Here is a 7,797-nt window from a genome sequence, read left to right on the forward strand (position 1 = left end):
TATGGAAGAAAGAATAGCTGAAAATATTGACCAATTAATTAAATTTTGGAAAGATGATATAAAAGTAGAAATCATTTCAATTCCCGAAGAAGGTATTTATGAATTCGATGATAATGAAGATGGTTTTAAAAATATTATAATTGATTTTGAGTTGTTTATACCTTTTGATGAAGATGCATTTAATGATATGCAAAATCATCTTAGAAGAAATGTTGATCCATATAAATTTAAAGGTTGCGCTTTTAAAAAAGAGGTTAGAATACATAACAGAAGCGAACATTATGTTATTGCTCAAAATTGTTCTTTTGAAAAAGAACTAAAAATAAGAATGCAGAAAAGTAATCTTACACTTCTAAACTGCTCTATTAATACCTTGAACTTTGAAAATGCAATTTTTGGAATTGATGGAGATAACGATAATAATGGCAAATGCCGTTTAAAGTCGTGTAAAATAGAAAACACCAATTTTAGAAATACTACATTTTATGGGTTGGTTGATTTCTACAACTCTACTTTTATAAAACCGGTTAACTTTTATAAAACCGATTTTTTAAATATTGTTGTTTTTTCAGCTACTAATTTTACAAGTAACGTGCTTTTTACATATAGTCTTTTAGGAAATAAAACAATATTTAGAGGAACAAAGTTTGACCATGGTTTAGATTTGTCTTTGGCTATAATTAAAGGCGATTTATTAATTTTTAACATATCGCTTGATGATAGGAAATATAAGAGTTTAAACAAAAAACTGTCCGAAACCGAATATGAAAAATCTGTTTCAATAGAAAATACAATACCAATACTTAATAAGCGTGAAACTTATCGAATCATTAAGAGATTACACGAGAATAATAACAATATAGTAGCATCTATTCCTTTTAAGGTTAATGAGAAAAAAACCTTATTCAAAGAATCTTGGACTAAATTATGGAGATTTGAAAAAGTGAGTATTTCTTTTTCAAATATTTGGGTTTTAGGATGGAACGCTATATCAAATAAGTTCGGAAGTTCTTATATAATTGGTGCTTTATTTACAATAGTAATTGGGTTTGTGTTTTTCTATTTATCGATAATACAGTCCAGTCTTTTTGAATATAGTAATTCGGTTGACTGGGAAAGTTTCACTAAAGGATTTAAGTATTATATTCAATTTTTAATTCCAACTCACAAATTCAATTATTTAGGAGAAAATGTAAATTTGAATTGGTTATTCTATATGTGGGATTTTACAGGAAGACTTTTCGTAGGATATGGAATTTATCAAACCATCCAAGCATTTAGAAAGTATAGGTGATAATTTATGGAGTTAACCAATAAAGATATAATAGCACATATAGAAAGTATAGATATTCAACTTAAAACAAATGCAAAAATAAAATTTGAGTATAATACCAATTGGGCTAACCTAAATTTTGAAGATAGCCCAGCAATATATGCTTTATTCGATAAAGGAACATTAGTGTATATAGGGCAAACCGCTAGCTTGCTTAAAAGAATGAAAGATTTAAGGAAAACATATAATCATTCTTTTAGAAAACAGTTAGGAAGAAAATTATTCGAAACTGTTGAGAATAAGAAGGGTGTATTTGTAGATAAAGATGAGCATGGATTAACGCTCTATTTCGAGAAGAATATAGAAATAACCTTTACCTGTATATATTTTGGCAGGCTAGAAGCTGAGAGTTACTTAATACATAAAAATAAAGGAGAAAATTCAGATTTACTTTTTAATAAAATAGGAAAAAGAGATTTGAAAACTATAGAAAAAATGAAAGCCGATAATTAAAGCGTTATTCAATAAAGACAATGGCTGTGGTAGGTAGAGAAAAAGATATTTTAGAGAAAGTAAAAATGATTGTTTCTCACCATAAACAATTAACAAAAGCAAAAGGCGAATTGTTTAATATATATAGCATCTTAAATTTAAAAACAAAAGAAGTAAGAACACATTCAGCATTTATTGCAGAATTGTTAAACCCAAAAGGCACACATTTAATGGGGGCTGTTTTTTTAGAAGCATTTATAAACTTGTTTCCTGAAAATACTTTTGTAACTAAAAACAATGACACTTTTAATATAGAATCGGCAACTGTTTTTGTAGAACACTTTGTAGGTAGGATAGATAAAAATAAGAAAACAGGAGGAAGGATAGATATAGTAATACAAGATGGTAATGGATATACAATTTCTATTGAAAATAAAATAGATGCACCCGATCAAGAATTTCAAATAGAACGCTATTATAATTATAATAAAAGTAAAAATAAGGTTGTCTATTTAACGAGTGGAGAAGAACCACTAGAAACCAGTAGTGGTAAATTGGTTTATGATAAAGACTTCTTCGTAATCAGTTATCAAACTGAAATTATTAATTGGTTAGAAACGTGCCAAACAATTGCTTCTGATCAACCTATACTCAGAGAAAGTATTAAACAGTATAAAATTTTAATTCAAAAAATAACAAATACTTTGGGGGATAAACAAGACAAAGAATTAAAATCAATTGTAATTGAAAATCTAGAAGAAGCATCTTTAATAGCTTCAAAATATAATCTAGTCGTTAAAAACATAAGAAACGATTTTAGAAATAAGATAACCGAGCTTTTAAATGTAGAAGTTAAAGGTTATTCGATATCTAAAAGAAATGATATTTCTAAAAAATATGCAAGCATATGGTTTGATAGCGAGAAATCCAATATTAAACAAGCGTGGTTTGGAGTAGAAACTTTTAGTGGGAATGGACATCTTGGTGGTGAATTGTTTATTGGTATATACAATGCTAATAGTTCTTTGAATTTAGAAAAAGAATATGTGCGATTAAACAAAGGATGGGTGCACCATGAAGTATTAACGCATGATACTATAAAAATAAATGTGACAGATAGTGTCTTTCTTAAAAGTATAAATACATACGAAAAATTAGAAGCAGTTGCAAAAAATGTTGTTGAACAAATTGTTTTTTTTATCGAAGAACATAATCATCTTATAGAAGAATAAAAGAAACCTTATTTATGACCACACAACCAGAATACATCTTAGAAGAAAATTTAGTGCAACAATTAGTTGATTTAGGTTATAAAAAGGTAGTCATTAAAGATGAAGATGATCTAATTACAAATCTTAAAACGCAACTTGAGAAACATAATAATTGTAGTTTATCAGAAGGAGAGTTTAAACAAGTGCTAAACGACTTATCTAAAGGGAATATCTACGAAAGAGCAAAAACCTTACGAGATAAGATTACGTATGCTAAAGATGATGGGAGTACAGGTTATTTAGAATTAATAAATCAAATACATTGGTGTAAAAATCAATACCAAGTTACACATCAAGTAACTATGGAGGGTAGTTATAAAAACCGTTATGATGTTACTATTTTAATTAATGGTCTGCCCTTAGTGCAAATAGAATTAAAACGTAGAGGCTTAGAGCTAAAAGAAGCATTCAATCAAACAAATAGGTATCAACGGCATTCGTATCAAGCAGGTAATGGGTTATTTCAATTTATACAGCTCTTTGTGATCAGTAATGGTGTAAATACTAAATACTACGCTAATAATCCAATTAAAGCTCGTTCATTTAAACAAACCTTTTATTGGGCAGATATAGAGAATAAGATCATTACACAAATAAGTGAGTTTGCAGCCCAGTTTTTAGAACCTTGTCACGTATCAAAAATGATAACGAAGTACACCGTTTTGAACACCTCAAAAACATTGATGGTATTACGTCCTTATCAATATTATGCAACCGAAGCTATTGTAGAGCGAGTTAAGAACAGTAATAAGTTTGGGTATATATGGCATACCACTGGTTCGGGTAAAACTCTGACCTCATTTAAGACAGCGCAAATATTGACTAATCTTGAAGGTGTAAAAAAAGTGGTGTTTGTGGTAGATCGTAAAGATTTAGATTATCAAACTATTAAAGAGTTCAATAGTTTTAGTGAAGGGAGTATAGATGCTACCAATAATACAAATGCTTTAGTTAAGCAGTTTTCTAATGATACAAAACTGATAGTAACTACCATTCAAAAATTAAATACAGCCATCTATAAACCAAAGTACTTGGGAAAAATGGATGCTCTGAAAGATGAAAGAGTTGTGTTTATTTTTGATGAGTGCCATAGAAGCCAGTTTGGAGACACGCATAACCGTATTAAAGACTTTTTTCAGAATGCACAATTATTTGGTTTTACAGGAACACCGATCTTTAAAGATAATTCTGTTAAGAATGCTTTAGGAAAGCGCACAACAAAAGATTTGTTTGATGAATGTTTACATAAATATGTAATTACAGATGCTATTAGAGATAAGAACGTTCTAAAGTTTGCAATTGAATATATTAGCACCTTCAAAAGTAAAGATGCGGATGAAATTATTGATATTAATGTAGATAATATTGATAAGGCTGAGGTTATGGAAGCACCTCAGCGATTGAATAATATAACTGAATACATTATTACTAATCATAATCGTAAAACACATAGCCAGAAGTTTACCGCTATTTTTTGCGTTTCTAGTGTCAAGACACTTATTCAGTACTACGACTTATTTAAGACAAAAAAAGAGGCAGGTTTACATGATTTTCGTGTAGCCACTATTTTTTCATATAAGGCGAATGAATTAGACGAAGATGCTAATGGCTTTATTCCCGATGAAGATTTTGAAGACTTTCAGGTTAATGAGCCTTCTGCTTCCTATGGGCATACCAGAGAAAAGTTAGATGGTTTCATTGCTGATTATAATGAGATGTTTCAAACCAATTACTCTACGAATGAGTTTTATAGTTATTATAAAGATGTTGGTAAACGTGTGAAGCATAAGCAAGTCGATGTATTACTGGTGGTAAATATGTTTTTAACAGGTTTTGATTCTAAATTATTGAATACCATATATGTTGATAAAAACCTACAATACCACGGATTAATACAAGCCTATTCGCGTACCAATAGAATATTGGATGAGGTAAAATCACAAGGAAATGTAGTTTGTTTTAGAAACCTAAAAGGAAAAACAGACGAAGCTATTACCTTATTTTCTAATAAAGAAGCGATAGAAGAAATCGTAGTACAACCCTATGAAGATTATACTGCAAAATTTGAGGAAGCTATTGAGCGCTTATACGAGATTGCTCCAACAGTGGATAGCGTAAACGAATTGCCTTCTGAAATAGAACAATTAGAATTTGTAAAAGCCTTCAGGGAGTTAATGCGGCTAAAGAATGTATTAACCACTTTTACTGAATTTAGTTTTGATGATTTAGGGATTACCGAGCAGGAGTTCGAAGACTACCAAAGTAAGTATTTAGATATTCGTGATGATGTAAAAAAAGAAAAGGAAAAAGTATCTATCCTAAACGATATTGATTTTGAATTAGAGTTAATAAGGCGTGATGAAATTAATGTAGCGTATATCTTAACCCTTTTAGCGAAATTATCAGAAATAAAGAAACCAAAAGAGCAGGAGCAGCAGCGCAAAGTGATTTCGGATATGTTGGCATCCGATAGTCAATTAAGAAGTAAGAAAGAATTGATTGAGCGTTTTATTGAAGAAAACCTACCATTGGTAAGAGATTCAGATTTAGTAGCCGATGAGTTCGATAATTACTGGACAATCGAAAAGAAGAAAGCTGTTGAGCAATTAAGTAAAAATGAAAACTTAGACTATAAAAAATTGGTTGATGTTATTAGTAATTATTTATTTACAGAAAAAGCACCTCTACGTGATGATGTTATAGGTCTACTAAATGAAAGACCTAGTTTAAAAGAAAGAGCTTCGATAGCAGAAAGAATAACAACTAAAATAACTGATTTCGTTGATACTTTTATTAATGGGATGGGTTAATTCATATGTCAGAACCTATTAAACAACATTATGTACCACGTTCTTATTTAAAGAACTTTGCTGAATGTAATAAAAAGAAGAAATGTTTTGTTGATGTTTATTATAAAAGAGATGATGTAATTAGGCAAAATATTGATACAAAAACGATATGCTATCAAAAACATTTATACACTCTTCAAAGTGAGGATGATAAGAATAAATATGATTTAGAATTATATTATGCTAATAATGTTGACGCAGAGTTTCAAAATATCTACAGGCTCTTAATAGATAAGAAAAGAAGTATTTTATCTAAAGAAGAGAAGTTAAAAATTTTGTATGTGTGTTTATCCTTTTATTTTAGAACACCTATTCATCTAAATCATAGTAATTCCTTTACGGACGATCTTTTTGAGCGCTTAAAACTCCTTGCAGACGATGAAGGTATTATTAAAACATCTATGTTTGGAGGAGATAAAGTAAATGTTGAAGAGTTAGATGAAATTAAGCAAAAATCAAAAGAAGATGCTAAAACTAAGTTTGATATTGAACACTTGCAAAAATGGTTTGATTTTGTTCAACATAAATATGAATGCACAATAAATGTGATTGAGATTCAAGATAAGGGTGCATACCTTATTACTTCTGACAACCCTGTCATGATTAGAGAGTACCGTACTAATCAATTCTGTGGATTGTTTAATCCTAATAATGTTATAACAATGCCATTAGATTCAAAACATTTTTTAGAAATTCATCCAAATACGGTAGCAAATGAAGAATATGAAATTCAGCGATTGACCCATGATACTGATTTTGTATTTACTACAAATGCCATGACTGAACAGAATGCTGATAATCTATTAATTGGTAAAAAGAACACCATAGATTTTCATTTTAAATTGAAAGAAAAATATGAAGACGCTGAGAATGGGCAGAAGTTTTTAAATAAGGCTAAATTTAAAGTTGAGAGTTTACAAACATTTTTTAATATAGTTCGAGAGAAAGGAATCAAATCGGGTGAATCCGTCAAACAATTAAAAAAAATGTCCTCTCATGAACACTTTAAAAACGATAAACAAATTGAAGGTCTGATTAACTTATTTAAGAATAGTGGAATATGGTAAAATATAAAGAATTGTCAACTAAGAAATAAGATCCTTGTAAATCAAATGAGGAAAAGAATTTTTATGGAGAAAGAGGAGTTTGTACCTTTATTGTCATAGGATCAAAAAAACAATAATTGTCGACCAGATTGTCGACTATAAATTAAAACTCCCGTAATCATTGGTGATTCGGGAGTTTTTTGTGGAGTCGGAGGGACAGAGTTCGAACTTTTTGGTCGAAGATATTGGGTTGATCATTAGAGGATTTATTACTTAAAAGTTTTAGGAATTTTTAAATTATAAAAGATTTTGTTTAATGAATTCACTTTATATGTCTATTTGAAAGTAAAATAATTTTGTTGATTATGCCGAGTTCTAAACTTAATAAAATGTTCTTTGTTTTTGAATTGAAAATAAATATTATTCTTCAATAAATGATCTAAACTTTTACCAGGTGCTTCTCCAAAAGAGTGTCCAGGCCAAAACAAGGTAGTTCTAGGGATATATGATTTTAAAAATTGTATTGAATCATATAATTCATCTACATTTTTTAAATCACATATTCCGACACCTTCAATAAAAACAGTATCTCCAGAAAACAAATTATCCTCTATTAGGTAACAAATACTTCCCAAAGTATGCCCAGGTGTAAGAATAGGCACTATATTAAAGTGACCAATAGTTATTTTTTTTAAATGATATACTCTTTTGATATTAGGTAAACTGAAATTATAGATATTGGTTAATTCGGTTCGATTTGTGCCAATGATTTCGGAGTTATAGTGCCAGTCATTTCGGTTCAAACTGTGCCATTTATATCGGTTCGATTTGTGCCACTACGAGAGATCAAGTAATTACCTTATCGC

At 29.5% G+C, this 7,797-nt stretch carries 6 protein-coding genes; 5 read left to right on the forward strand and 1 reads right to left on the reverse strand.

Features of this window, described 5'->3' with window-relative positions:
* Nucleotide 1 precedes the first annotated feature (1 nt).
* The 5 genes from F0000_RS10610 to F0000_RS10630 are packed head-to-tail and all read left to right on the forward strand — an operon-like array spanning nucleotide 2 to nucleotide 6,952.
* Nucleotides 2–1,294, forward strand: a complete 1,293-nt coding sequence (locus tag F0000_RS10610) for a pentapeptide repeat-containing protein (protein ID WP_149624698.1) — start codon at nucleotides 2–4, stop codon at nucleotides 1,292–1,294.
* Between the two features lie 6 nt (nucleotides 1,295–1,300).
* Complete coding sequence (locus F0000_RS10615; protein WP_149624699.1) at nucleotides 1,301–1,786, forward strand: hypothetical protein; 486 nt, start codon at nucleotides 1,301–1,303, stop codon at nucleotides 1,784–1,786.
* Between the two features lie 20 nt (nucleotides 1,787–1,806).
* Entirely contained in the window at nucleotides 1,807–2,997 is a 1,191-nt protein-coding gene (locus tag F0000_RS10620; protein ID WP_149624700.1) for a PD-(D/E)XK nuclease family protein, read from the forward strand.
* Nucleotides 2,998–3,011: 14 nt separating this feature from the next.
* Nucleotides 3,012–5,846, forward strand: a complete 2,835-nt coding sequence (locus F0000_RS10625) for a type I restriction endonuclease subunit R (protein WP_149624701.1) — start codon at nucleotides 3,012–3,014, stop codon at nucleotides 5,844–5,846.
* A gap of 5 nt (nucleotides 5,847–5,851) precedes the next feature.
* Nucleotides 5,852–6,952 carry a DUF4238 domain-containing protein gene (locus tag F0000_RS10630; RefSeq protein ID WP_149624702.1) on the forward strand — a complete coding sequence of 367 codons (1,101 nt, stop codon included), beginning with the start codon at nucleotides 5,852–5,854 and terminating at the stop codon, nucleotides 6,950–6,952.
* Nucleotides 6,953–7,266: 314 nt separating this feature from the next.
* On the opposite strand, the gene F0000_RS10635 is transcribed toward F0000_RS10630, so the two are convergent.
* Nucleotides 7,267–7,734 (reverse strand): MBL fold metallo-hydrolase, encoded by a 468-nt coding sequence (locus tag F0000_RS10635; protein ID WP_149624703.1) that lies wholly within the window; start codon nucleotides 7,732–7,734, stop codon nucleotides 7,267–7,269.
* Between the last annotated feature and the right edge of the window lie 63 nt (nucleotides 7,735–7,797).

Origin of the sequence: Aquimarina sp. RZ0 (assembly GCF_008370685.1) — a bacterium.
In the GTDB taxonomy this organism is placed as follows: domain Bacteria; phylum Bacteroidota; class Bacteroidia; order Flavobacteriales; family Flavobacteriaceae; genus Aquimarina.

Excerpts from the sequence above, each read along its gene's own strand:
- F0000_RS10610 (WP_149624698.1), top strand. The coding sequence starts at position 2 with ATGGAAGAAAGAATAGCTGAAAATATTGACCAATTAATTAAATTTTGG.
- F0000_RS10615 (WP_149624699.1), top strand. The coding sequence starts at position 1,301 with ATGGAGTTAACCAATAAAGATATAATAGCACATATAGAAAGTATAGAT.
- F0000_RS10620 (WP_149624700.1), top strand. The coding sequence starts at position 1,807 with ATGGCTGTGGTAGGTAGAGAAAAAGATATTTTAGAGAAAGTAAAAATG.
- F0000_RS10625 (WP_149624701.1), top strand. The coding sequence starts at position 3,012 with ATGACCACACAACCAGAATACATCTTAGAAGAAAATTTAGTGCAACAA.
- F0000_RS10630 (WP_149624702.1), top strand. The coding sequence starts at position 5,852 with ATGTCAGAACCTATTAAACAACATTATGTACCACGTTCTTATTTAAAG.